The sequence below is a fragment of the Pseudomonas sp. genome, assembly GCF_048269965.1.
Classification (GTDB): domain Bacteria; phylum Pseudomonadota; class Gammaproteobacteria; order Pseudomonadales; family Pseudomonadaceae; genus Aquipseudomonas.
The window spans coordinates 37521-60636 of sequence record NZ_JBLWTV010000017.1 but is presented as its reverse complement, the minus strand read 5'-3'; the positions used below and the strand labels follow the sequence as shown (position 1 = coordinate 60636).

Below are 23116 nucleotides of genomic sequence, written 5' to 3'. Positions count from 1 at the left end.
TTCCTGTGATGGTCACCCATTATAGGCTGTAGATGCGGACGATTTCGGCCTGTTAATGTAGGGCATCTTTCACAGCGTTTTCACATTCGAACATGACTCCAGCCATCGATCTGTTGAAGAAGGCCAAGGCCGAACACCGTGTGCATAGCTATCAGCATGACCCCAAGGCGCCGTCCTATGGCCTGGAAGCGGCGGAAAAGCTCGGCCTGGCGCCCGAATGCGTGTTCAAGACCCTGCTCGCGGCGACCGAGAAAGGTGAACTCCTGGTGGCGGTGGTGCCGGTGGTCGGCAGTCTCGATCTCAAGGCGCTGGCCGCAGCGGCCGGCGCGAAGAAGGCCGATATGGCGGACCCGGCTGCCGCGCAGCGCGCCACGGGTTACCTGGTCGGCGGCATCAGCCCGCTGGGGCAGAAGAAACGCTTGCGCACCTTTATTGACGAATCGGCGCGTCAGCACCCAAGCATTCACGTCAGCGGCGGCCGGCGCGGGCTCGAACTGGAGCTCTCGGCCGAGACCCTGGCGCAGCATACCCAAGGACAGTTTGCCGCTATCGGCAAAGCCTGAACCGCGCAGTATGCTGCCAGTGAATAAGCCACTCTGCGGTCAACAGCAGCGAACGTTACCGATAAAAACAAGGAATCTTGCATGACCCAATACCTGCTAGCCATCGACCAGGGCACCACCAGCTCCCGCGCCATCATCTTCAGTGCCCAGGGACTGCCGGTTGCGCGGGCCCAGCAGGAGTTCAAGCAGTATTTCCCGCAGGACGGCTGGGTCGAGCACGATGGACAGGAAATCTGGCTGTCCACGCTCAAGGTTTGCCGCGATGCCATTGCCAGCAGTGGTCTGCAGCCCGAGGCGATCGCGGCCATCGGCATCACCAACCAGCGCGAAACCACCCTGGTATGGGATGCCGTCAGCGGCACGCCGATCCATCCGGCCATCGTCTGGCAGGATCGCCGCACGGCGGACTACTGCGCCGGGCTCAAGGATCAAGGCCATGAAGCGCTGGTCTCGGCCAAGACCGGCCTGCTGATCGACCCCTATTTCTCTGCCACCAAGCTGCGCTGGATCCTGGAAAACGTACCCGGCGCCCGCGAGCGGGCCGAGCGCGGCGAATTGCGTTTTGGCACCGTCGACAGCTTCCTGCTGTGGCGCCTGACCGATGGCAAGGTGCATCGCACCGACGCCAGCAATGCCTCGCGCACGCTGATGTTCAATATCCATACCCAGCAGTGGGACGAGGAGCTGCTCAAGCTGTTCGAAATTCCCGCCAGCCTGCTGCCCGAAGTGCTCGATTGCGCCGCCGAGTTCGGTCACACCGACAGCGAGCTGCTCGGCGCCAGCATCCCGGTGCTGGGCATGGCGGGCGACCAGCAGGCGGCCTTGATCGGCCAGGCCTGCTTCGAGCCGGGTATGGTCAAGAGCACCTACGGCACCGGCTGCTTCATGATCCAGAACACTGGCGATCAGCCGGTGAGCTCGAAGAATCGCCTGCTGACCACGGTCGGCTATCGCCTCGATGGCAAGGTCACCTATGCGGTGGAGGGCAGCATCTTCGTCGCTGGCGCGGCGGTGCAGTGGCTGCGTGACGGTATCAAGCTGATCAGCCATGCGCGCGAGAGCGAGGCGTTGGCCGAAGCAACCGGCGAAGCCTGCGGCGTCTATCTGGTGCCGGCTTTCACCGGCCTGGGCGCGCCGTATTGGGACCCCAAGGCACGTGGTGCCATCTTCGGCCTGACCCGCGACACCGGGATCAAGGAGATCGTCACCGCCGGTCTGCAATCGGTGTGCTACCAGACCCGCGACCTGCTCGAGGCCATGCGCCAGGATGGTGCTGCGGCGCCCAGCGCGCTGCGTGTCGACGGTGGCATGGTGGAGAACAACTGGGTCATGCAGTTTCTCGCCGACATCCTCGGTGTCAGCGTCGAGCGCCCCGAGGTCACCGAGACCACGGCGCTCGGCGTCGCCTACCTGGCGGGGCTGAAGCTCGGCCTGTACCAGGACCTCAATGCCATCGCCAGCCACTGGCATCGGCAGCAGCGTTTCGAGCCGAGGATGAACGAGGCGCATCGCGAGCGCCTCTACGCCGGTTGGCTGGATGCGGTGAAACGGGTGCGCAGCGAAGCGTGAAGCGGCTCGCTCTGTGGCGACGCAGCAGCGCTTGCGTGCTGCTGTCGCTGCTGCTCGGCAGTGGGCTGGCGCGGGCCGAGAAACTGGTGATCGCCGGAGATCTGTGGTGCCCGATCAACTGCGCCGCCGATGCCGAGCAACGTGGCATTTTCGTCGAGCTGGCCGAGCAGATCTTTGCCGAGTCAGGCATCGAGGTGGAGTACCGCGTCATCAACTGGGCGCGTGCGGTGCACGACACCCGGCGCGGCAAGCTGGGGGCGTTGATCGGCGCCGGGGTGCAGGATGCGCCGGACTTCATCTTCACGCCCACGGCTCCCGGTGTGTCGCGCATGTGCTTCTACGCCCTGCGCGGCGGGACCTGGCGTTACCAGGGGCTGAAGTCGTTGCAGGCCGTGCGTCTTGGCGCGATCAACGGTTACAGCTATGGCGCCGAACTCGATCTGTATCTGCGCGAGCACCAAGACCAGGCACAGGTGCAACTGATGACTGGTGACCGCGCGCTGCAGAGCAATCTGCGCAAGCTGCGTCACGATCGCATCGATGCGTTGGTGGAAAATGCCTGGGTGATGCAGGCGCTGCTCAGCGAACACTATCTGCACGGCGATATCGTCGAAGTGGGTTGCCGTCAGCCAGATATACCCATCTACCTGGCATTCGCCCCAGGGCTGGCTGATAGCGCGCGCTATGCACGGCTGTTCGAGCAGGGGCTGCTGCGCTTTCGCGAGGACGGGCGCATGGACCAACTGTTACGGCGTTACGGCCTCCGTTGAGGCTTACTGTTCGGGGAAAATACAGACCGTCTGTACGTGGTTCGGCTTCGATTAACTGGGCATGCTCTGATTTCACAACTATGGCCAGGAACGCCCCATGTCCCTCGAATTTCACCAGATCGACGCCTTCACCGATCAGCCCTTCGCCGGTAACCCAGCCATCGTCTATCGCCTGGACCGCTGGCTCGATGAGGCGCTGATGCAGCGCATCGCCGCCGAGCACAATCTGGCGGAGACGGCATTCGTGATGAAGGAGGGCAGTGCCTGGCATATCCGCTGGTTTACCCCGGTCAGCGAGGTACCGCTCTGCGGGCATGCCACCCTGGCTGCGGCCAAGGTGCTGTTCGACATCTATCGGGAACCGGCCGAGGTGCTGGATTTCACCTGCTTGTCCGGAGCGCTGCAGGTCACCCGGCAGGGCGAGCGTCTGCAGCTGGACTTTCCGGTGCGGCGCGTGGAATGGGTGGCGCAGCCTCTACATGAGCAGGCCGAACGTGCGCTGGAGCGCCAGGTCGAGCAGGTACTGGCACTACGCAACGGCGATGGCAGCGTGCAGGAGCTGATGGTGGTGCTGGGCTCCGAGGCCGAGCTTCGCGAGCTGAAGCCGAATCTGCCGACACTGGCCACTCTGCCTGGGCTTGGCGTGTTGGTCACTGCCTGCGGGCAAAAGCACGACTTCGTCTCGCGCTACTTCGCGCCGAGCATTGGTATCGATGAAGACCCGGTGACGGGCTCGACGCACTGCATGCTGGTGCCGTACTGGTCCGAGCGTCTGGGACGTACCACGCTCAGCGCCTTCCAGTGTTCGACGCGCGGTGGTGAGCTGCTCTGTCGTCTGGAGGGCGAGCGGGTGAAGATCGCTGGCCACGCGCGGCACATCGCCAGCGGCCAACTGATGCTCTGATCAGTTGCTGCTGACCCGGCGCACGCCACCTGATTCGCTCAGTTGCAGTTGCGCGGCGACGCTGCCGAGTGCCGGGAAGGCCACCAGGTGATCGGCCGCGACGCGGATGCCCACTTCGTCGCCCGGCTGATGATCGGCATGGCTGGGGAAGATCGATTCCAGCTGGCTGCCAGTCGGCAGTTGCAAGCGGTAGAGCGTGGCGGCGCCGAGGAAGGTCTTGCCGACGATGCGCGCCTTCAGTTCGCTGTGCTCGTCCGGGACGATGTCGTCCGGGCGCAGCAAGACGTCCACCGCGCTGCCCTGCGCCCAGGTATAGGCACGGTTGCCGCGGATCATGCCGAGCTCGGTCTGCACCGTTTCCGGGCCGAGTAACTGGCCGCGAATGAAGTAACCCTGACCGATGAAGCTGGCGACGAAAGGCGTCAGCGGCTCGTGATAGAGGTTGAACGGCGTGTCCCACTGCTCCAGGCGCCCATCTTTGAATACACCGACGTGATCGCTGACGGCGAAGGCTTCTTCCTGATCGTGGGTGACCAGGATGGCGCTGGTGCCACGCGCCTTGAGAATTTCCCGTACCTCATGGCTCAGGCGCCTGCGCAGTTCGCCATCGAGGTTGGAGAAGGGTTCATCGAGCAGCAGCAGTTTCGGTTCCGGCGCCAGAGCGCGCGCCAGGGCGACCCGCTGCTGCTGACCACCGGACAGCTCGTGCGGGTAGCGTTTGGCCAGGTTGCCGAGTTTGACCAGTTCCAGCAGCTCTTGAGTGGCGCGCTCGGCGTTGGGCTGCTTGCGGATACCGAAGGCGACGTTCTCCGCCACGCTCAGGTGGGGGAACAGGGCGTAATCCTGAAACACCATGCCGATATGGCGTTTCTCCGGCGCCAGGGTAAAACCGGCGCGGGAAATCACTTCACCTGCCAGTTCGATCTCGCCTTCCAGAACCGGCTCGAAACCGGCGATGGCGCGCAGCGTGGTGGTCTTGCCGCAACCCGATGGACCGAGCAGGCAACCGATATCGCCGGCATTGAGGTGCAGGTCGAGATCCTGCACCACCTTGTGCGCGTGATAGCCGCAGTTCAGTCCGCGTAGCTGCAGCAGGGGCTGGCTCATGCGTGGTGGTACGCCGGTTCGACCAGCATCTCCAGCAGCGCCTTCTGGGCGTGCAGGCGGTTCTCGGCCTGATCCCAGGCAACCGAGCGCGGGTCGTCGAGCAGGTCGAAGCTGATTTCTTCGCCACGATGCGCCGGCAGGCAGTGCATGAACAGCACGTCTTCTGCGGCGCCGTCGAGCAGCTCGCGGGTGACCTGGTAGGGGCGGAACAACGCCATGCGCTGCTCGGCTTCGTCTTCCTGACCCATCGAGGCCCACACGTCGGTGCTGACCAGATGGGCGCCGGCCACCGCTTCGCGCGGGTCGCGCACGACCTGCACGCGCTCGCCGGCCAGGGCGAGGAAGCGCGCATCCGGCTCGTAGCCGGCAGGGCAGGCGACCTTCAGCTGGAAGTCGAACTGCATCGCCGCTTCGATATAGGAGTTGCACATGTTGTTGCCGTCGCCGATCCAGGCCACCGTCTTGCCGGCGATGCTGCCGCGGTGCTCGAGGAAGGTCTGCATGTCGGCCAGCAACTGGCAGGGGTGCAGGTCGTCGGACAGGCCGTTGATGACTGGCACCTTCGACTTGGCGGTGAACTCGGTGAGGTTGCTGTGGGCGAAGGTGCGGATCATCACCGCGTCGAGCATGCTCGACATGACGATGGCAGCATCGCCGATCGGCTCGCCACGGCCCAGTTGGGTGTCGCGCGGCGAGAGGAAGATGGCCTGGCCGCCGAGCTGGATCATGCCGGCCTCGAAGGACAGGCGGGTGCGAGTCGAGGCCTTCTCGAAGATCATGCCCAGCACGCGATTCTTCAGCGGTTCGAAGAGCACGCCGCGGTTGCGCAGACTCTTCAGCTCGATGCCTCGGCGGATCAGTCCCACCAGTTCGTCCGGTGTGTAATCCATCATCGAGAGAAAGTGTCTGACGCTCATCGTTAACTACCTTTATCACTACAGTTCGCAAGCTTGTGTTCGTGGATAAAACCGACAAAAACAGCAGAGCTTGCGGCAGGAGGCCGCAGGGTGCGACGAAACAGGGGAAGGCGCGATCTTATAAGGAAATGACGAGACGGCGCAAATTGCCGCCCGCAGGCTTGCTTGATCCTGTTTTGTAAGCCTTTTCCCAATTCGGCGTAAGAGATGTCATAAAACTGAAAAAATAGATTGCGCCGCTCTAGAACGGGCCTCTACGATGCCGCCGCCTTTCCAACGCAATGCATTGCCCCCCGCAATGGGGACATCCATGGAATATCTGTGCAAAGGAGTTTTGCATGAAAAACGTAGCCTACGCTGCTACCTTCTCCGCCCTGGCCCTGCTGACTGGCTGTGCCAGCCAGAACGTAAGCCAGCCGACTGCACCACTGACTGGCGCCGTCGAAACCAACCTGAAAGCCGACGTGAAAGTGGGCGAGTCCATCTCCGGTCAATCTTCGGTGAACATCCTGTTCGGTGTGTTCAAGCTGGGTGGCGACACTCAGTTCGCCGACGGCGTGACCTACGGTGGTGGCGAGGGTGGTTTCGCGCTGGGTCTCGACCCGGTCGCTTCCGCCAAGTCCGCAGCTGCTTACAAGGCCGTCAAGGCTTCGGGTGCCGACCTGATCGTCGCCCCGCGTTACGAAGTGAACGTTCAGGATTACTTCGTATACAAAACCGTTAACGTCAGCGTTACCGGCAAGAAAGGCACCGTTACCTCCATCCGTTGATCGGATCGGTAATTGCCTGAATCGGCAGGCTTGATGCCTGCCGATTCATGAGACGAACGCTGCTGGCGTCGCCTCCACGCTCGGCCCATAGTTCATGACCTGCGACCTGACCGGTCGTCTCGGATCAGAACAAGAGGCCAGGCCATGACCAAGTCCCTTCATTACCGTGCATGCCATCTGTGCGAAGCCATCTGCGGCCTCGCCATCGAAACCGAAACCCAGGCAGACGGCGCAACGCAGATTCGCTCGATCAAGGGCGACGCTCAGGACAGCTTCAGCCGTGGCCACATCTGCCCCAAGGCCGTGGCGCTGCAGGATATCCAGAATGACCCGGATCGCATTCGCCAGCCCATGCGGCGCATTGGTGAACAGTGGCAGCCCATCGGCTGGGACGAAGCGTTCGCCCAGGTGGCCGAGCGCCTGAGCGCGATCCAGGCGGCGCATGGGCAGAACGCTGTTGCGGTCTATCAGGGCAATCCCAGCGTGCACAACTACGGGCTGATGACGCACAGCAACTACTTTCTCGGCCTGCTGAAAACCCGCAATCGGTTTTCCGCCACGTCGGTCGACCAACTGCCGCATCACCTGACCAGTCACCTGATGTATGGCCACGGCCTGCTGATTCCGATTCCCGATATCGATCACACCGACTTCATGCTGATCCTGGGCGGCAACCCGCTGGCCTCCAACGGCAGCATCATGACCGTGCCGGATGTGGAGAAGCGTCTGAAGGCCATCCAGGCCCGTGGCGGCAAACTGGTGGTGGTCGACCCGCGCCGAAGCGAAACTGCAGCCATCGCCGACCAGCACCTGTTCGTGCGCCCCGGCAGCGATGCCGCGCTGCTGCTGGCGCTGCTCAATACCCTGTTCGAGGAAGGCCTGACGCGTGACAGCCATCTGCCGGTGGAAGGTTTGCAGCAGGTACGCGAGGCGATAGCCGGCTTTGACGCCGAAGCCATGAGCGCACGCTGTGGCGTACCTGCCGCTACCATCCGCCAACTGGCGCGGGATTTCGCCGCTGCGGACAAGGCGGTGTGCTACGGCCGCATGGGGGTTTCCACGCAGGCGTTCGGTACGCTGTGTCAGTGGCTGGTGCAGGTGATCAACCTGGTGACCGGCAATCTCGATCGCAGTGGCGGCGTGCTCTGCACGACGCCGGCGGTGGACCTGGTGGCGAGCACCTCCGGCGGGCATTTCAACCGCTGGCAGAGCCGGGTTTCCGGCCTGCCGGAATACGGCGGCGAGTTGCCGGTCTCGGCGTTGGCCGAAGAGATGCTCAGCCCCGGCGAAGGGCAGATTCGCGCGTTGGTCACGGTGGCCGGCAACCCGGTGCTGTCCACGCCCAATGGGCGTCAGCTGGAGCAGGCGCTGAACGGCCTGGAGTTCATGCTTTCGGTGGATTTCTACATCAACGAGACCACCCGTTATGCCGACCTGATCCTGCCGCCCACCGCGCCGCTGGAACACGATCACTACGACACCACCTTCAATGTGTTCGCGGTGCGTAACGTCACCCGTTTCAACGAGGCGATCCTGGCCAAGCCGGAGGGCGCATTGCACGACTGGGAAATCTTCGTCGGTCTGGCCAAGGCCTTCGCCGCGCGCAATGGCCTCGAGCTGAAACCGACCATGGCGCCTGAGCAGATGATCGACATGGGCCTGCGTTTCGGCCCCTACGGTGATGGTAGCGAGCGCAAACTCAGCCTGGCGGCCTTGCGCGAGCATCCGCACGGCGTCGACCTGGGGCCGCTGCAGCCGAATCTTGCTGTGCGCCTGAAAACGCCGAGCAAGGCGGTGCAGGCCGCGCCTGAACTGCTGCTGGCCGATCTGGCGCGCTTTGCCGAGCAGCAGCAGCCGGCTGCCCATGAACTGCTGCTGATCGGCCGCCGTCACGTGCGCAGCAACAACTCCTGGATGCACAACTATCACCGTCTGGTGAAGGGCAAGCCGCGTCACCAGTTGCTGATGAACCCGGCGGATCTGGCCAGTCGTGGCTTGGCCGATGGCCAGCGTGTACGGGTGCGCTCGCGGGTCGGCAGTATCGAGGTGGACGTGGTGGCCAGCGATGAGGTGATGGCTGGCGTGGTCAGCCTGCCGCATGGTTGGGGTCATGCGCGCCCCGGTGTGCAGATGGATATCGCCCGTGCGCAACCCGGTGCCAGCGCCAATGACCTGACCGACGAACGTCAGCTCGATGCGCTGTCCGGCAATGCCGTGCTCAATGGTGTGCCGGTGGAAGTAGTGGCCGCGTAGAAGGGCGTCTCTCCCGAGCGGGTTGTAGGAGCCGCGCCTTGCAGCGACAGGAGCCGTGACGCCATGTCGGGGAAATACCCGGCAGCTTCGCCCCGGGGCGGGGCCCCCACGGGGCCTCGCAAGACCGTGCAATGGATGCTCGGCAAGGCCGAGCATTATGCTCGGCTTTTCGCTACAATCGCGCCACCGTGGCGACCGTCGGGTCGCGAAGTCTATGCTGAGGTGCCCCCATGGATATCATCGAAACCATCAAAGAGCAGATCGCCAACAACACCGTTCTGCTGTACATGAAAGGCTCGCCCAACGCGCCGCAGTGTGGCTTCTCCGCCCGTGCTGCCCAGGTGGTGATGGGCTGCGGCGAGAAGTTCGCCTACGTCGACATCCTGCAGAACCCGGAAATCCGCGCCAACCTGCCGAAGTACGCCAACTGGCCAACCTTCCCGCAGCTGTGGGTCGGCGGTGAGCTGGTCGGCGGTAGCGACATCCTCTCCGAGATGTACGAGAAGGGCGAGCTGCAGACCCTGATCAAGGATGCCGTGAGCAAAGCTGGCGCCTGATTACTGTTCGCGCAAAAAAGAACCCGCCTAGGCGGGTTCTTTCGTTTCTACAGGGCGCTGTGCGCTCCCGGTGCTCGAGCATGGCTGCTACTTCTGCAGCCACTGGCCGTTGAGCTGGATGAATTGCCCCTTGGGCGTACGCTCGATGGCCTTCTTGCCGGCGATGGCTTCCACGTCGTTGAGGCTGATGCCATTGTCCTGCGCCACCTTCTGATACTCGGCGCGCCGTGCCTGGTTTATCAGGCGGGCGATTTCGTCGGCCTGGCCGCCGGGTTTGACCACGCCCAGGTAGCCGTTGGGTTGCTCGCCCAACTGGCCGCTGGCCTTGGCATCGCCGAGGGCGCTCATGGCCTGGTTGAGGTTCAGTGCGTAGGCCGGCAGGCTGAGGGTCAGCGCCAGCAGCAGGGTCGAAATGTATCGAATCATCGTCTCTCTCCGTAGAACCTGTTCATACCGACATGGCGGTCTCAGAACAGACCACTGTCTTCGTTGAATACATTGTCCAGAGCCTTGTCCACCTTGATGTAGATTTCGTGCTCGACCTTGACGTTCAGGTTGATGTTGATCGGTTCGTTCGGCATCGCCAGTTGTACCGTCGGGGTACAGGCCTGGCATAGCAGCCCCAGGCTCAGGACTGCGAGGAGGCGGTACGTGCGCATGGCGCTACTCCTTTGGTTCTTGGGGGACACGCTGGCGCATCCATTGCTGAATCCGTTGCTGGATGATGCCGCTTACCTTGTCGGTCAACTGCAGGCTGGCCAGCAAGGCCGGAATGTCTTCTTCCAGATTGATGTTGAAGTGGATGGGCCGGCCTTTCTCGATGGCCGGGTTCTGTCCATGCAGGCGCATGCCCAGCAGCAGTTTGCCGGACGGATCATAGTCGACGCTACTGCTGAGCTGATCGTAGTGAAAGTCTTCCAGCGCATCGGTGACCAGCTTCATGCCGGGGTTGGCCTGACCCATGGCGCTGATGCGTGGTGAATGAAAACTCAGTCGCCCACCCGGTGACCGGGCTTCGATCAGGCCCTTTTCGATGCTGATGGCTCCATCCAGGCGCAGTGGCAGGGTGCCGTCGATCAGTCCGCTACCGGCCAGCCCTTCGGCCGGATAGGCGCGAAACAGCTCCTGCAGATCCAGGCCACTGAGCTGCAGGGGCAGCAACTGGCTGGGCTGCTCCAGTGCCCAGGTCGCCGATGCCAGGCTCAGGCTACCGCCGAGAATGCCCAGTTCGGCGCGCTGGTGGGTCAGGCTGCCCGCCAGTGGCCGTTGCAGGCTGGCCTGGTAGCTGGCCTGCAGCTGCAAGGGGCCGAGCTCGATGCCGGGGTCGAGCTGCTTGGCACTCAACCGTGGCAGGTCGAGGCGAAGTCGGTCACCGCTCAGCTGCAGCCGCAACTCGGCATCGAGGCCGCTCAAGCTGGTGCGGTCATAGATGCCGGCCAAGCCCTTGCCTGTCAGGCTGGCCTTGAGTTGCAAGGGCTTGCCGCTGGGTCGTTGCAGGTCGGCCTCGGCCTGAACGCGGCCGTTGTCCAGCGTCAGCAGCGGCGGCCAGTCGGCCAGGGTTTGTGCCAGTGGATTGCCGGCGCGCAGGAACAACTCGTCCAGAGTGGCGTTGACGTTCAGCGCATTGGCCGTGTTGGTCAGGCGCAACGCCATGCTCAGGCCCGAATCGGCCAGTAATGCACCGTCGAGGGTCTGGCTGCCGTTGTCGGCCTGCACGCGTCCCTGCCATTGCCAGCCCTGGGCCTGCAATTGGGGGTGTTGCAGGCGTTGGATGCGCAGGCCCAGCGGGCCGGACAGGGCTGGTGCGCTCGGGTCGCCGCTCAGGCTGAGGCCGGCCAGCGTCGCCTGGGCTTGCTGCAGGTCCAGCTCGGCGCTGCGCAGGCGCTGGACGTCGAGGCGCGAGCTGTCGGCCAGGCTGAGCTGCAACTGCTGCTGCGTGACGTTGCCTTTGAGGCCAACGCTCAGACGCAAGTCATCGAGACGGCTGTCAGCCAGGTCCAGGCGTTTGCTGCGAGCCTCGAGCTGCAGGTGTCGAACGTCGAGTGCCCAGTCGGGGGATTGGTGCAGGGCAAACTCGGCATCCGCCTGCAGTTCCAGCGGGCCTTGACCGCTGACGTTCAACTGCAGGGCCAGCGCTTCATCGGCATCGCCACCCAGTGGTGAGAGGTGCAGCTGCAAGTGCTGCGGCCGCAGCCCACTCGGCAGCGACGTCAGCCAGGGGGCATCACGGGTGTCGAGCTGCAGTTGGCCGTTCAAGCGGCGGGCCTGCCACCAGCCCTGGGTGTTGTGTAGATCGAGCGCCAGTTCACCGCTGACCAGGCCGACACCGGGAAGCGGCCAGGGGTGCGGTATCTGCGTGTCGACCCGCAGCCATCCGGAGGTGGCCAGCAGTTTGCCGAGCGTAGCGGTGCTCTGCGGCACCTGCAGTTGCCACTGAGCGTTCATGCCGGCCTGGCGGGGCGTTGCCGGTAGAGCGGCAGCGTCGAGCAGCGTCCACTCGCCCAGCCACTCGGCGAGCCAGGCCATGTCCTGCAGCGCGGTAATCTCAAGCTCGCCGCTCCATTGCAGGGCGTCGGCCTGAGCCTGCAAGTCGCTGTGCAGAGCGATCTGCGGCTGATCGTCGAGGTGCAGGTCCATCTGCAGCTGTCGCGGGCTGTTCAGCTCGCTGCCCAGCCCCTGCAGTTGGGCTTGCAACTGCGCCCTGTGTGCTCCGCGCAGCAGCAGCGTCTGCAATTGCACGGTATCGTCCGTGAACCCAAGGTCGAGGTCGCCCTGCAGTGCGCAGCGGCCGCTGCTGCAGGGCAGTTGCGCATGGGCGTTGCGCAGTTCGATGTGCCGTGGAAGCCATGGCAGGGCATTGCTCAGGGTTTGCAGGAGGCTGGTCAGATCGCTGTCGCTCGGACTCTCGGACTCTCCCAGGGTGGGTTGCCATGACAGGCGTAAATCCTGGGCAACCAGGCGGTAGCGAGGTGCTTCACGGGCCAGCCAGTAGAGTCGCAACTGACCGCTTTGTACCTGCAGCTCGCCGTCACGGCGCTGCACCAAACTTGCACCCTGGAGCTGCAGGCCGCGCCAGGACAGCCCCAGTCGCTGCCAGTCCAGCTCGATGTGCTGTTCCTCGAGCAGGTGCTGCACGCGGTAGCCGACATAGCAGGCCAGTAGCGACAGCAGCGCCAGTATCGCTACGCAGGTGCTCAGCCAGAAACGCCGGCGACTCATGAGTGTTCCTTGCTCGGTGCGGTCCACTGGACGGTACCCCATGCTCGAGTGAGTGCCAAGCGGCTTTCCGTGCTATTGTGTATTAACAGCTTTTAATATTTGCTTTGTCGTAAACGAGCTAAGGAGAATGTGATGAGTGCCCTGACTCGCTCTCAGCCCGATGCCGATGCGGTACTGGCCAAAGCGCTGCTCAATACCCGTGAGCAGCTGGGGCTGACGCAGCAGGAGCTGGCCGATATCGTCGGCGTCCATCGCAGTGCCATCAGCCGCTGGAACGAGCAGGGCGGTTTGCGTCCGCAGAGCAAGACCGGCGAGCTGGCGCTGTTGCTGATTCGCGCCTATCGCGCGCTGTTTGCCCTGTTTGGCGGCAATCAGCAGGACATGCGCCATTTCCTGCGCACCGAGAATCGTCATCTGGCAGGCATTCCGCTGCAGCAGATGAGTCAGGTGCAGGGGCTGGTGCGCGTCGTCGAGTATCTGGACGCCATTCGCGGCAAGGTCTGAGAGCCTGCTCAAAGCCTGCTGCGCGTCGGCCCTGCTGCGTTAAAAATAGGCTCGGAATGCTCATGTACAAAAGTACACTCCGCTTCCTCGCCTATTTTTGCCTTGCACGGCTCTAGCTCGCGATTCTTTGAGCAGGCTCTACGCTTTAAGGAGGGATCGCCATGGATATCTGGCAACTATGTGAAGGCGAACGGCAGGTTCGACCGTTGCGCGGCAAGCTGCTGCGCATGGTGGAGAGCCAGGCGCAGGTCGCGACACTGCAACTGGTGGATAACCTGGCCGAACAGGCCCTGCTCGAGGATCTGCTCGAGAGCAGCAAACCGCCGCTGCCGGAGGCTGCCGAGGCACTGCACTATCTGCTCAAGACACCGTTTCGCTATCCACCGCTACGTTGGGGCTCGCGTTTCGGCACCGTGCACGAACCCAGTCTGTTCTACGCGGCCATGCGCCTGGAAACGGCGATGGCCGAGGCTGCTTACTACCGCTTCGTGCTGTGGAGTGGCATGGCCAGCGCGCCGCCCAGTGGCCGTATTCTCTCCGAGCACTCCACGTTCGAGGCGCGTTACCGCGTCGAGCGTGGTATCCAGTTGCAACAGCCGCCTTTCGATCAACATGGCGCGCTGTTGGCCCACCCTAGCGATTACCGCGTGTCTCAGCGCCTGGGTGCGGTCATGCGTACGGTCGGTATCGAGGCGTTCGAGTACCGCTCGGCGCGCTGTCCTGAGGGTGGCAGTAATGTCGCGCTCTACGTGCCGACTGCGTTCGCGGAAAAACGCCCGCGCAACCTCACGGCCTGGCTGTGCGAAACCACGGACGAGTATGTGGCGTTCAAGCATGCGCAGACGCCGGATCAGCCGCGCTTGTTTCACCGGGAGCAGTTCCTGGTGCAGGGGCAATTGCCGTACCCCGCGTGACGTCTGCGCTGGCGCGTCAGATGCCCCGAAACAGAGCGCTGCGCGGATCTGTCGCAGGGAGTTGTGCACAATGCTGAAGCAGGCTGTCATATCACTGTCAGAAACGCCGCTAAACGCTTGATTTTTCGTGGTTGATTTTTAAGTCAATGAAAAATATGAACTTTTTTCATTGGTGAAAAAATCGACAGTTTGACTGAGAGCCCCACAGCATCAGGCCTGTGACTGCTTTCGCCCAAGTTGTTCACGGAGTTATCCACAGCTTCTGTGGATTGTGAGGGAGCTCTTTTCTGCAGTCGCAATCGATCCGGCAGGCAAGGCTTTACCTTCGAGAAAAAAGGAGTAGAGTGGCGCGCCCCGGCAGTCACCCCCCTTTATTTATGCCTCGCGCTTTGCCTTCCTCAGCCCCTGCAACTCGTTCCGGTTCTTCTCGTCTGCCCATGCGCGTTGCGCTTTGGCTGCTCGACAGCCCGCGTCTGGGACAAACGCCGAGCGTCAAACGCATCGCCGGCAACCTGCTCAAGCAGCCCGCACGCAAAGGCTGTGTGCAGGCGCAAAGCCGGTTGGGTCAGCTGCTGTGCCGCGATTGCGGTAATACCCGTGATCGCCGCATCGGTTATGAGCTGCTACGCCAGGCTGCTCGCGCGGGCGACCGCAGTGCTCAGCTGGAGCTGGAGCGGCTGTCGCGCTGATTGCATGCTGGCCCCCTGTAAATCGCCGGCTGGGTATACTGCACGGCGGTCAAACATGGAGCGTCTATGCCAATCGATCCCCTGTCTCTCGCCCTCGGCGCCGTCGTTGCGCTGGTTCCGCTATTGGCCGGTCTCTGGTCCTTGCAGCGCCGGCTGGTTCGCGAGCAAGGCGAGCAGGCGCTGCTGCAGGAGCGACTGGAGCAAGTGCAACTGGGCCAGGCCGGTTTGCTGGCGCAGCTCGATGCCTGTCGCGCCGAGTTGGCCGAAGTCAGCGAGATCAAGGTGGAGCAGCAGACCGAGCTGGCCGGCTTGCGTCGCGAGAATGAGCTGCTGCAACAGGAGCGGCAGATCGCACGCGAGGCCGCGCAGTCCTGGAATCAGCAGCGCGAACGCAACGAAGCCGAATTGCGCCGGCTCACTGCCGAGTGTGCGGCGTTGGCGGCCGAGTTGCAGGAAAGCCGCGACAACCAGCAACAGCGCCTCGATGATCTGCAGGGCGCGCGCAATGAACTGCGCGCCCAGTTCTCCGAGCTGGCGACGAAGATCTTCGATGAGCGCGAGCAGCGTTTCGCAGAGACCAGCCAGCAGCGCCTCGGCCAGTTGCTCGACCCACTCAAGGAACGCATCCAGGCGTTCGAGAAGCGTGTCGACGAGAGTTACCAGCAAGAGGCACGTGAGCGCTTTTCCCTGAGCAAGGAGCTCGAACGTCTGCAGCAACTCAATCAGCGCCTGGGCGACGAGGCGACCAATCTGACCCGTGCACTCAAGGGCCAGAAGACCCAGGGCAACTGGGGCGAGTTGGTGCTGGAGCGGGTGCTGGAACATGCCGGCCTGGAGAAGGGGCGTGAGTACCACACCCAGGTCAGCCTCAAGGGCGCTGGCGGCGAGCGCTTTCAGCCTGATGTGCTGATCCGCCTGCCGGGCGACAGGCAGGTGATCGTCGATGCCAAGGTCAGTCTCAGCGCCTATCAGCAGTATGTCGCGGCTGCGGACGAGCCGATTCGCCAGCAGGCGCTGAAGCAACATCTGATCTCGCTGCGCAGTCACCTCAAGGGGCTGTCCGGCAAGGATTATCAGCGCCTGGAAGGGTTGCACAGTCTGGATTTCGTTCTGCTCTTCGTGCCCATCGAGGCCGCCTTCGCCGCAGCGTTGCAAGCCGAGCCGGACCTGTTCCAGGACGCCTTCGAACAGCAGGTGGTGATCGTCAGCCCGACCACCTTGCTGGCTACCCTGCGGGTGATCGACAGCCTCTGGCGCCAGGAGCGCCAGGGCCAGAACGCGCGTGAGATCGCCGAGCGTGCGGGACAGCTGTACGACAAGTTCGTTGCCTTTGTCGCCGATCTGGACGAGATGGGCAGTCGTCTGCAGCAATTGGACAAGGCTTACGCCAGTGCCCGCAACAAGCTGGTGGACGGTCGCGGCAACCTCATTGGCCGTGTGGAAAACCTCAAGCTGCTGGGCGCCCGCGCGAGCAAGAGCCTGCCGGGCGAGTTGCTCGAACGCTCTGCCGATCTGCCGGCGCTGGACGAAGTGGGCGAGTGAGCTGCAGCCACAGGTGATTGTGCCGCCGAGCAGGGCGGGTGCAACCCGCCATTGACACGCAGGCGGGTCGTACCCGTCCTGCAGGAGCAAAAGGGGAGCGCCGTCGCCAACTCCCCCTAGCCGCGCAACGCCAGATGACGGCTGAGCAGGGCGCGCAGGGCTGCAGGCTTGACCGGTTTGGGCAGGTAGTCGAGGCCGGCGGCATGCACCTCGGCCATCAGCTCCGGGCGGCCGTCGGCACTGATCACCACGCCTGGCACCGGTTCGCCCAGGCGCGTGCGTAGCCAGGCCATCAGTTCGGTACCGGTTTCGCCCTCGTCGAGGTGGTAGTCGACCAGCGCCAACTGCGGGTGCACATCTTCGCTGAGCAGGTGCTCGCACTCCAGGCGATTGCGCGCCGTCCACACCTGGCAGCCCCAGCGCGACAGCAGGCTGTGCATGCCGGTGAGGATGCTGTCTTCGTTGTCGATGCAGATCACCTGGGTGCCCTGCAGGGGTTGGCCATCCACGGCCGGTACGGCAGGGCCTTGTGGCTTCGGCGCCGGTTTTCTCGCGAGCGGCACGCTGACGCTGAACACGCTGCCTTTGCCTGGCCAGGAACGCACTTCCAGGCGATGGGCGAGCACGCGGCACAGGCCGTCGGCAATCGCCAGGCCCAGGCCCAGGCCTTTCTCTGCACGAGTCTGGTGACTGTCCAGGCGCTTGAACTCCTCGAAGATCACCTTGCGCTTGTCTTCGGGGATACCCATGCCGCGGTCCCAGACTTCCAGGCGCAATTGTCCGCCTTCACGGCGCACGCCCAGCACCACGCGGCCCTTGGCGTAGCGGAAGGCGTTGGTCAGGAAGTTCTGCAATACCCGGCGCAGCAGCTTGATGTCGCTGTCGATCCACTGCCGGCTGCCGTGCACGCGCAGGTCGATACCCTGTTCGGCTGCCAGCACGCCGAACTCGGCGGCGAGGGTATCGAACAGGCTGGAGAGGGCGAATGCGTGACGATCCGGGGTGATTCGCCCGTTCTCCAGGCGCGAGATATCCAGCAGATCGGTGATCAGGTCCTCGGCTGAACGCAACGAGCTGTCCAGATGCCGGACCAGCTCCTGAGCTTCGTTGGGCAGTGCGTCATCCTGGTGGGCCAGCGCCGCAGAGAACAAGCGGGCTGCATTGAGCGGTTGCATCAGGTCATGGCTGACTGCGGCGAGGAAGCGCGTCTTCGACTGGTTGGCAGCTTCGGCGTGGGCCTTGGCTTCGGTCAGTGCCTGGTTCAGTTTCGACAGCTCAAAGGTGCGTTCGGCGACCCTTCGTTCGAGGCTTTCGTTGGCCTCCTTGAGGGCGCGTTCGGCTTCGCGGAACTCGGTGATGTCGGTGAAACTCATGACGAAACCGCCACCGGGCATGGGGTTGCCGATCAGTTCGATGACCCGGCCGTTGGGGAATACTCGCTCATAGCTGTGCGCAGTGCCCTGGCGCATCCAGTACAGGCGCTTGGCGACGTTCTCTTCGAGGTCGCCGCCACCGAGCATGCCGCGCTCGGCATTGAAGCGGATGATCTCGGCAATCGGCCGACCGACGTAGATCAGGCCTTCGGGGTACTCGAACAACTCCAGGTAGCGGTGGTTCCAGGCCACCAGACGCAGGTTCTGGTCGACCACGCTGATGCCCTGGGTGATGTTCTCGATCGCCCCCTGCAACAGGGCACGGTTGAACTGCAGCACCTCGCTGGCTTCGTCGACGATGCGCACCACATCCTCGACCTGCATCTCGCGGCCTTCGATGGCGGCCTTGACCACCGCTCGGGTCGAGGAGGCGCCAAGGACACCGGCGAGCAGGCGCTCGGTGTGGGCGATCCATTCGCTGTTGGCCGGCTGATTGGGGTCGAAGGCCTTGCCTTTGCCCTGGCGCAGGGCGAAGCGGGTAAAGCTCTGATGTGCGCGTTCTTCGCCGACGAAACGGCTGGACAGCATCAGCAGGTCGGCCACCTGCACCGCCAGCAGGCTGCGGTTGCTGGGTTTGGTGCCCAGGTCATGGCCGATGAAGCGCCCGGCCTGCCAGTGCTCGGAAACGCGCGTGCGCGAGAACCAGGAAACCCAGGCGAACAGCAGCATGTTGCCGGCCAGCGACAGCACCACGCCGCGCGTCAGCGGATCGACCTGCAGGCCGATGGGGGCGTAGAGCAGGGTGCTCAGGCCGGGGAAGCTGTCCAGCGACCAGCCCATGCCGCGTGCCGCCAGCGGCAGCACCAGGGTATAGAACCAGAGCATGGCGCCAACGATCAGGCCGGCGAACACGCCGCGGCGATTGGCCTGCTTCCACACCAGTGCGCCGAACAGGGCGGGGGCCAACTGGCCGATGGCGGCAAAAGACACCTGGCCGATGGTCGCCAGGCTGGCGTTGGAACCGAGCAGGCGATAGCACACATAGGCCAGCAGCAGGATCAGCACGATGCTGACCCGGCGCGCGGTGAGCATCCAGTGGCGGAAGGCCTCGAACGGCCGCTCGGTGTTCTGCCGGCGCAGCAGCCAGGGCAACAGCATGTCGTTGGAAATCATGGTCGACAGCGCCACCGAGGCGACGATCACCATGCCGGTAGCGGCCGAGGCGCCGCCGATGAAGGCCAGCATGGCCAGCGCCGGATGGGTTTCAGCCAGCGGCAGGCTGATGACGAAGGAGTCCGGGGTGATGCCGGCCGGCAGGCGCATCTGTCCGGCCAGGGCAATGGGCACGACAAAGAGTGCGGCGAGTACCAGGTAGGCGGGGAACACCCAGCGTGCCAGGCGCAGGTCCCTGGGTTCGATGTTCTCCACCACGGCCACATGAAACTGCCGGGGCAGGGCGATGATGGCGATCATCGCCAGACCGGTCTGGGCCATCATCGCCGGCCAGTTCACTGCCTCGTTCCAGAATTTATCCAGCTCGGCGGTGTTGTGCGCCTGCTCGAGCAGGTCATTGAAACCGTTGTACAGGCCGAAGGTGACGAAGGCGCCCACGGCGAGGAAGGCCAGCAGCTTGACCAGCGATTCGAAGGCGATCGCCAGCACCATGCCGCGGTGGTGCTCGGTGACGTCGAGCTTGCGCGTGCCGAACAGAATGGTGAACAGCGCCAGTGCCAGCGACACGATCAGCGCCGTGTCCTGCGCGCTGGTACCGGTGTCCTGGGCATGCTCGCCGATCAGCAGGTTGACCCCGAGGACGATGCCCTTGAGCTGCAGGGCAATATAGGGCAGCACGCCGACCAGGCAGACCAGTGCCACGACGATGGCCAGCGACTGCGACTTGCCGTAGCGCGCGGCGATGAAGTCGGCGATGGAGGTGATGTTTTCCTGCTTGCTGATCATCACCATCTTCTGCAGCACCCAGGGCATGGTCAGCAGCAGGATGATCGGGCCGAGGTAGATCGGCAGGAACGACCATAGCTGCACGGCGGCCTGGCCGACGGCGCCGAAGAAGGTCCAACTGGTGCAGTAAACGGCCAGCGACAGCGAGTACACCCAGGCACGGATCTTCGGCGGCATGGGGGCGCTGCGGCGGTCGCCATAGAAGGCGATGGCGAAAAGAATGGCCATGTAGATCAGGGCGACCGCGGCGATCAACCCGGGGGACAGCGACATGCAGACTCCGAAACGCGCAGTGAAACGAAATGAGCCTGGCCGCCGAGGCGAGGCCGATGTTGACCAGTGTTGCACAAAGCCTCGATCTGTCGGCTGCGACCAAGGTCGCAGGCCGCCTGGCGCACTTTGCGACAGGACTCGATTGTGTCCCAGGCAGTGGCCTGATAGCGTGCCCCGTTTGCGATTCTGCCCAAGGAAGGACCCTGAGGAAGCCCTATGTTCAAGCCGCAGCTGGTGACGTTGCAACGTGGTGCTCTGCGCCTGGAACCGCTTTCCGATGCCGATATCCCCGCGCTGGTGGCGCTGGCCGAAGCCAACCGGGAGGCACTGCTGTACATGAGCGGTACCCAGCGACTGGACTGGTACCGCAGCGCCCTGGCCGATATGCGCGAGCAGCGTGCACTGCCGTTCGTCATTCGCCTGGGTGACGAGTTGGTGGGCACCACCCGCTTCGCCGACTTCATCAATAGCCTGCCGGCCTGCGAGATCGGCTGGACCTGGCTCGATCGACACCAGCATGGCCGAGGGTTGAACAGCAGCATCAAGTATCTGATGCTCAGGCACGCTTTCGAAAACTGGGGCATGGTCCGCGTGCAGCTGAAAACTGCTGCCAGCAACCTGCGGTCGCAACGCGCCATCGAGAAGCTCGGCGCCGTTCGTGAAGGATTGCTGCGCAACCATCGCCGTCTGGCCGATGGCCGTCTCGATGACACCCTGCTGTACAGCATCACCGACCTGGAATGGCCGGCGCTGCGCGAGGCCATGGAGGCGGGCTTCAGCGCCTGACTCTCATGCACAGTCGTGAGCAGACCCGCTTCTGGCAAGCCTCCGCATTGAGCGGCGTCGAGCTGTTGCAGGCGCGCTACCTGGAACAGCGCTTCGCCCCTCACGTGCATGAAGGTTTCGTGTTCACCGTGATCGAACATGGCGCCCAGCGCTTTCATCATCGCGGCTGTGATCATCTGGCACCTCGGGGCAGCATGGTGCTGATCAACCCGGACGAAGTGCATACCGGTTCCAAGGCGCACGAAGACGGTTGGCGCTATCGCGGTTTCTATCCTGATAACGCCCAGGTACTGGGGGCGCTGCAGGAGCTGGGCCTGGCCAAGGCCGGCATGCCGTCGTTTTCCTGCAGCGTGCTGCATGATCCGCGTTTGCACGCGGCCTTTCTGCAACTGCATCAGCTGCTCGAGGGCGGTGCCGAGGCGCTGCAGCAGCAACTGGCCTGGCGTGAGGCGATCCTGCTGCTGTTTCAGCACCATGCGCAGCTTGCCGAACCGCCTGCCCCTGGGCGTGAACCCTGGGCCGTGGCGTGCGCCAAACAGATGCTCGCCGAGCGATTGATCGAGCCGCCCTCGCTGGAAGAACTGGCGGTTGCGGTCAATCTTTCACCCTTTCATTTCGCTCGGGTGTTCCGCCGCGCGACCGGCTTGCCGCCGCATGCCTGGCTCAAGCAGCGGCGCCTCGAGCAGGCGCGAGCGATGCTCAAGGGTGGTTGTGCGGCGGTCAGCGTGGCGATGCAGTTGGGCTTCGCCGATCAGAGCCACTTGTCGCGACAGTTCAAGCAGGTCTATGGCGTGACTCCGGGTGAGTACCGCAGCGGCGTGGCACGGGGTTCGTAGGGTGCGCCGTGCGCACCAGCAGCCCGTGCATTTCCCCGCTGCGCACGGCGCACCCTGGCGAAGGGTAACAACCGCCATGAAAAAGCCGGCGCTCCTTGCGGGGCGCCGGCTTTTCAAACTGCTACGGCGATCAGAATTGGTGATCGGCGGTGTCCGGGTTCAGGTCGCTGATGCCCAGCTTGCCCGCCGCCTGCTCGATGGCGCCGGTCTGCTTGACCAGGGCAGCGATGGCGTCACGTACCAATTGCTGGCCTTCGGTGTTGCCTTGCGCGATCAGCTGGTCGAAGTGCAGGTTGTTCTTCTCGGCGCTGTCGACCAGCGCCTGCAACTTGGCTTCGGTTTCCTGCAGGTCGGCCTTGAGGGTGGCGTCGGCCTGGGCGTCAGCCTTGGCCACCAGCTCGGACAGGCTCGGGCCGGTCAGGGTGCTGCCGTCGACCTTCTTGTACTCGCCCAGGTAGACGTTACGAATGCCTTTGCCGTTGTAGAAGTGCGAGTTGTGGGTGTTATCGCTGAAGCAGTCGTGCTCGTCTTCGGTGGAGTTGGCTTCCAGCGCGACCTTCATGCGCTCGCCCGCCAGTTCGCCGAGCGACAGGCTGCCCATGCCGAACAGCATCTTGCGCAGACCGTTGTCGGCCGACTCGGCGACCAGTGCGCTGCGGTAGTTGCCTTCCACGCCGTCTTTCCACTGCTCGACCATGTCGTTCAGGTCGCTGACCAGCAGGTCGGTAGCCGCCTTGAGGAAGGCGCGGCGGCGCTCGTTGTGGCCACCGGTAGCGCCTTCACCCACTACATAGTCGGTGTAGGGGCGCTCGCCGGCGCCTGGCCCGGTGCCGTTGAGGTCCTGGCCCCAGAGCAGGAATTCGATGGCGTGGTAGCCGGTGGCGACGTTGGCTTCGGAGCCGCCCAGCTCGTTCAGGCTGGCCAGCAGCTCGCCAGTGATGTCGCTGACGTCGACCTTGTCTTCGCCAACCTGGATCTCGGTGTTGGCGATGATATTGGCTTGCGCGCCCGGGTTGCCCAGGGCGTGCTGGTAGTCCTCGGCCACGTAGTCGATCAGGCCTTCGTCCAGCGGCCAGGCGTTGAGCTGACCTTCCCACTCGTCGACCACCGGGTTACCGAAACGGAACACTTCGCTCTGCATGTACGGCACGCGTGCGGCCAGCCAGGCTTCGCGCGCAGCGTTCAGGGTCGCTTCGCTGGGATCGGCAAGCAGTGCATCGACGGCAGTCTGCAGGGCCTTGCCGGTGCTGGCAGCGTCGCTGAACACGGCCAGGGCCAGATCGGCGTAATGCTTGACCACGGCCTTCGCCGCGGCTTCGTCGACCTTCGCCGCAGTGGCTGGCGCCGTGCTCTCGGTGGTGGCAGCAGGTGCAGCTGCCTGGGTCGCGGGGGCTTTGTCTTCGCCACAGCCAGCGAGGGAAATGGCGATGGCCAGCAGGCTGGCGGAGGCCAGAGGCATACGAATCATGGCGGGGTCCTTTGCATGTACGAAACGTGGACGGTACCCAGTGGTACCTGAAAAACTGCAACATAATGCAAATGTTTCGCATTATGTGTAAAGGCCATTATTCGTCGCTGTGCGGGATATCGCTGCCGAGCCACCTCGTTGCC

General features: G+C 63.7%; 20 protein-coding genes. 13 read left to right on the top strand and 7 right to left on the bottom strand.

Going from position 1 to position 23116, the window contains the following annotated elements:
- Positions 1-92 precede the first annotated feature (92 nt).
- From ybaK to ACN0X6_RS18440, 4 genes are all read left to right on the top strand, one after another.
- The gene (gene ybaK, locus ACN0X6_RS18455) at positions 93-563 is read left to right on the top strand and encodes a Cys-tRNA(Pro) deacylase (RefSeq protein ID WP_417706162.1); all 471 of its coding nucleotides are present in this window, start codon (positions 93-95) and stop codon (positions 561-563) included.
- Positions 564-644: 81 nt separating this feature from the next.
- Positions 645-2132: a glycerol kinase GlpK gene (gene glpK / locus ACN0X6_RS18450; protein WP_417706160.1), complete on the top strand. Its 1488-nt coding sequence runs from the start codon at positions 645-647 to the stop codon at positions 2130-2132.
- Positions 2129-2902, top strand: a complete 774-nt coding sequence (locus ACN0X6_RS18445) for a substrate-binding periplasmic protein (protein WP_417706158.1) — start codon at positions 2129-2131, stop codon at positions 2900-2902. The genes glpK and ACN0X6_RS18445 overlap by 4 nt, the downstream gene beginning before the upstream one ends.
- A gap of 97 nt (positions 2903-2999) precedes the next feature.
- On the top strand, positions 3000-3806 hold the full coding sequence (locus tag ACN0X6_RS18440) for a PhzF family phenazine biosynthesis protein (protein WP_417706156.1): 807 nt from the start codon (positions 3000-3002) through the stop codon (positions 3804-3806).
- On the opposite strand, the gene ACN0X6_RS18435 is transcribed toward ACN0X6_RS18440, so the two are convergent.
- Both ACN0X6_RS18435 and argF read right to left on the bottom strand, forming a co-directional pair.
- Complete coding sequence (locus ACN0X6_RS18435; protein WP_417706154.1) at positions 3807-4913, bottom strand: ABC transporter ATP-binding protein; 1107 nt, start codon at positions 4911-4913, stop codon at positions 3807-3809.
- Positions 4910-5830 carry an ornithine carbamoyltransferase gene (argF, locus tag ACN0X6_RS18430; protein WP_417706152.1) on the bottom strand — a complete coding sequence of 307 codons (921 nt, stop codon included), beginning with the start codon at positions 5828-5830 and terminating at the stop codon, positions 4910-4912. The genes ACN0X6_RS18435 and argF overlap by 4 nt, the downstream gene beginning before the upstream one ends.
- Before the next feature lie 338 nt (positions 5831-6168).
- Between argF and ACN0X6_RS18425 the strand changes: the two genes are divergently transcribed.
- From ACN0X6_RS18425 to grxD, 3 genes are all read left to right on the top strand, one after another.
- A complete protein-coding gene (locus ACN0X6_RS18425) occupies positions 6169-6600 on the top strand; it encodes a hypothetical protein (protein ID WP_417706150.1) in 432 nt (143 codons plus the stop codon).
- Between the two features lie 144 nt (positions 6601-6744).
- Positions 6745-8853: a molybdopterin oxidoreductase family protein gene (locus ACN0X6_RS18420; protein ID WP_417706148.1), complete on the top strand. Its 2109-nt coding sequence runs from the start codon at positions 6745-6747 to the stop codon at positions 8851-8853.
- A gap of 230 nt (positions 8854-9083) precedes the next feature.
- The gene (gene grxD, locus ACN0X6_RS18415) at positions 9084-9410 is read left to right on the top strand and encodes a Grx4 family monothiol glutaredoxin (RefSeq protein WP_160019776.1); all 327 of its coding nucleotides are present in this window, start codon (positions 9084-9086) and stop codon (positions 9408-9410) included.
- Between the two features lie 87 nt (positions 9411-9497).
- Here grxD and ACN0X6_RS18410 read toward each other — a convergent pair whose 3' ends face one another.
- Genes ACN0X6_RS18410 through ACN0X6_RS18400 form a run of 3 tightly spaced genes read right to left on the bottom strand, consistent with a single transcriptional unit; the run spans position 9498 to position 12629 of the window.
- Positions 9498-9836: a YdbL family protein gene (locus ACN0X6_RS18410; protein WP_160019775.1), complete on the bottom strand. Its 339-nt coding sequence runs from the start codon at positions 9834-9836 to the stop codon at positions 9498-9500.
- 41 nt (positions 9837-9877) lie between these two features.
- The gene (locus ACN0X6_RS18405; RefSeq protein WP_192983022.1) at positions 9878-10069 is read right to left on the bottom strand and encodes a YnbE family lipoprotein; all 192 of its coding nucleotides are present in this window, start codon (positions 10067-10069) and stop codon (positions 9878-9880) included.
- Positions 10070-10073: 4 nt separating this feature from the next.
- On the bottom strand, positions 10074-12629 hold the full coding sequence (locus tag ACN0X6_RS18400) for an intermembrane phospholipid transport protein YdbH family protein (RefSeq protein WP_417706145.1): 2556 nt from the start codon (positions 12627-12629) through the stop codon (positions 10074-10076).
- 132 nt (positions 12630-12761) lie between these two features.
- Here ACN0X6_RS18400 and ACN0X6_RS18395 point away from each other — a divergent pair, with 132 nt between their 5' ends.
- The 4 genes from ACN0X6_RS18395 to rmuC all read left to right on the top strand — a co-directional run bounded on the left by ACN0X6_RS18395 (position 12762) and on the right by rmuC (position 16278).
- Positions 12762-13133 (top strand): antitoxin Xre/MbcA/ParS toxin-binding domain-containing protein, encoded by a 372-nt coding sequence (locus ACN0X6_RS18395; RefSeq protein ID WP_417706143.1) that lies wholly within the window; start codon positions 12762-12764, stop codon positions 13131-13133.
- 161 nt (positions 13134-13294) lie between these two features.
- Positions 13295-14047, top strand: coding sequence for an RES family NAD+ phosphorylase (locus ACN0X6_RS18390; protein ID WP_417706141.1), 753 nt, complete (start codon positions 13295-13297; stop codon positions 14045-14047).
- Positions 14048-14484: 437 nt separating this feature from the next.
- A complete protein-coding gene (locus ACN0X6_RS18385) occupies positions 14485-14736 on the top strand; it encodes a sel1 repeat family protein (protein WP_017675070.1) in 252 nt (83 codons plus the stop codon).
- Positions 14737-14916: 180 nt separating this feature from the next.
- Complete coding sequence (rmuC, locus tag ACN0X6_RS18380; protein ID WP_417706234.1) at positions 14917-16278, top strand: DNA recombination protein RmuC; 1362 nt, start codon at positions 14917-14919, stop codon at positions 16276-16278.
- Between the two features lie 116 nt (positions 16279-16394).
- Here rmuC and ACN0X6_RS18375 read toward each other — a convergent pair whose 3' ends face one another.
- Positions 16395-19883 (bottom strand): NahK/ErcS family hybrid sensor histidine kinase/response regulator, encoded by a 3489-nt coding sequence (locus ACN0X6_RS18375; protein WP_417706139.1) that lies wholly within the window; start codon positions 19881-19883, stop codon positions 16395-16397.
- 216 nt (positions 19884-20099) lie between these two features.
- On the opposite strand from ACN0X6_RS18375, the gene ACN0X6_RS18370 reads away from it, so the two are divergent.
- Both ACN0X6_RS18370 and ACN0X6_RS18365 read left to right on the top strand, forming a co-directional pair.
- Entirely contained in the window at positions 20100-20669 is a 570-nt protein-coding gene (locus ACN0X6_RS18370; protein ID WP_417706138.1) for a GNAT family N-acetyltransferase, read from the top strand.
- 5 nt (positions 20670-20674) lie between these two features.
- Positions 20675-21505, top strand: coding sequence for an AraC family transcriptional regulator (locus tag ACN0X6_RS18365; RefSeq protein WP_417706136.1), 831 nt, complete (start codon positions 20675-20677; stop codon positions 21503-21505).
- A 130-nt stretch (positions 21506-21635) separates the two neighbouring features.
- On the opposite strand, the gene ACN0X6_RS18360 is transcribed toward ACN0X6_RS18365, so the two are convergent.
- Positions 21636-22973, bottom strand: a complete 1338-nt coding sequence (locus tag ACN0X6_RS18360) for an imelysin family protein (RefSeq protein WP_417706134.1) — start codon at positions 22971-22973, stop codon at positions 21636-21638.
- Positions 22974-23116: the final 143 nt, after the last annotated feature.

Excerpts from the sequence above, each read along its gene's own strand:
- ACN0X6_RS18405 (WP_192983022.1), bottom strand. The coding sequence starts at position 10,069 with ATGCGCACGTACCGCCTCCTCGCAGTCCTGAGCCTGGGGCTGCTATGC.
- ybaK (WP_417706162.1), top strand. The coding sequence starts at position 93 with ATGACTCCAGCCATCGATCTGTTGAAGAAGGCCAAGGCCGAACACCGT.
- grxD (WP_160019776.1), top strand. The coding sequence starts at position 9,084 with ATGGATATCATCGAAACCATCAAAGAGCAGATCGCCAACAACACCGTT.
- ACN0X6_RS18375 (WP_417706139.1), bottom strand. The coding sequence starts at position 19,883 with ATGTCGCTGTCCCCCGGGTTGATCGCCGCGGTCGCCCTGATCTACATG.
- ACN0X6_RS18360 (WP_417706134.1), bottom strand. The coding sequence starts at position 22,973 with ATGATTCGTATGCCTCTGGCCTCCGCCAGCCTGCTGGCCATCGCCATT.
- ACN0X6_RS18385 (WP_017675070.1), top strand. The coding sequence starts at position 14,485 with ATGCGCGTTGCGCTTTGGCTGCTCGACAGCCCGCGTCTGGGACAAACG.
- ACN0X6_RS18400 (WP_417706145.1), bottom strand. The coding sequence starts at position 12,629 with ATGAGTCGCCGGCGTTTCTGGCTGAGCACCTGCGTAGCGATACTGGCG.
- ACN0X6_RS18395 (WP_417706143.1), top strand. The coding sequence starts at position 12,762 with ATGAGTGCCCTGACTCGCTCTCAGCCCGATGCCGATGCGGTACTGGCC.
- ACN0X6_RS18425 (WP_417706150.1), top strand. The coding sequence starts at position 6,169 with ATGAAAAACGTAGCCTACGCTGCTACCTTCTCCGCCCTGGCCCTGCTG.
- argF (WP_417706152.1), bottom strand. The coding sequence starts at position 5,830 with ATGAGCGTCAGACACTTTCTCTCGATGATGGATTACACACCGGACGAA.
- ACN0X6_RS18420 (WP_417706148.1), top strand. The coding sequence starts at position 6,745 with ATGACCAAGTCCCTTCATTACCGTGCATGCCATCTGTGCGAAGCCATC.
- ACN0X6_RS18435 (WP_417706154.1), bottom strand. The coding sequence starts at position 4,913 with ATGAGCCAGCCCCTGCTGCAGCTACGCGGACTGAACTGCGGCTATCAC.
- ACN0X6_RS18440 (WP_417706156.1), top strand. The coding sequence starts at position 3,000 with ATGTCCCTCGAATTTCACCAGATCGACGCCTTCACCGATCAGCCCTTC.
- ACN0X6_RS18365 (WP_417706136.1), top strand. The coding sequence starts at position 20,675 with ATGCACAGTCGTGAGCAGACCCGCTTCTGGCAAGCCTCCGCATTGAGC.
- glpK (WP_417706160.1), top strand. The coding sequence starts at position 645 with ATGACCCAATACCTGCTAGCCATCGACCAGGGCACCACCAGCTCCCGC.
- ACN0X6_RS18410 (WP_160019775.1), bottom strand. The coding sequence starts at position 9,836 with ATGATTCGATACATTTCGACCCTGCTGCTGGCGCTGACCCTCAGCCTG.
- ACN0X6_RS18390 (WP_417706141.1), top strand. The coding sequence starts at position 13,295 with ATGGATATCTGGCAACTATGTGAAGGCGAACGGCAGGTTCGACCGTTG.
- ACN0X6_RS18370 (WP_417706138.1), top strand. The coding sequence starts at position 20,100 with ATGTTCAAGCCGCAGCTGGTGACGTTGCAACGTGGTGCTCTGCGCCTG.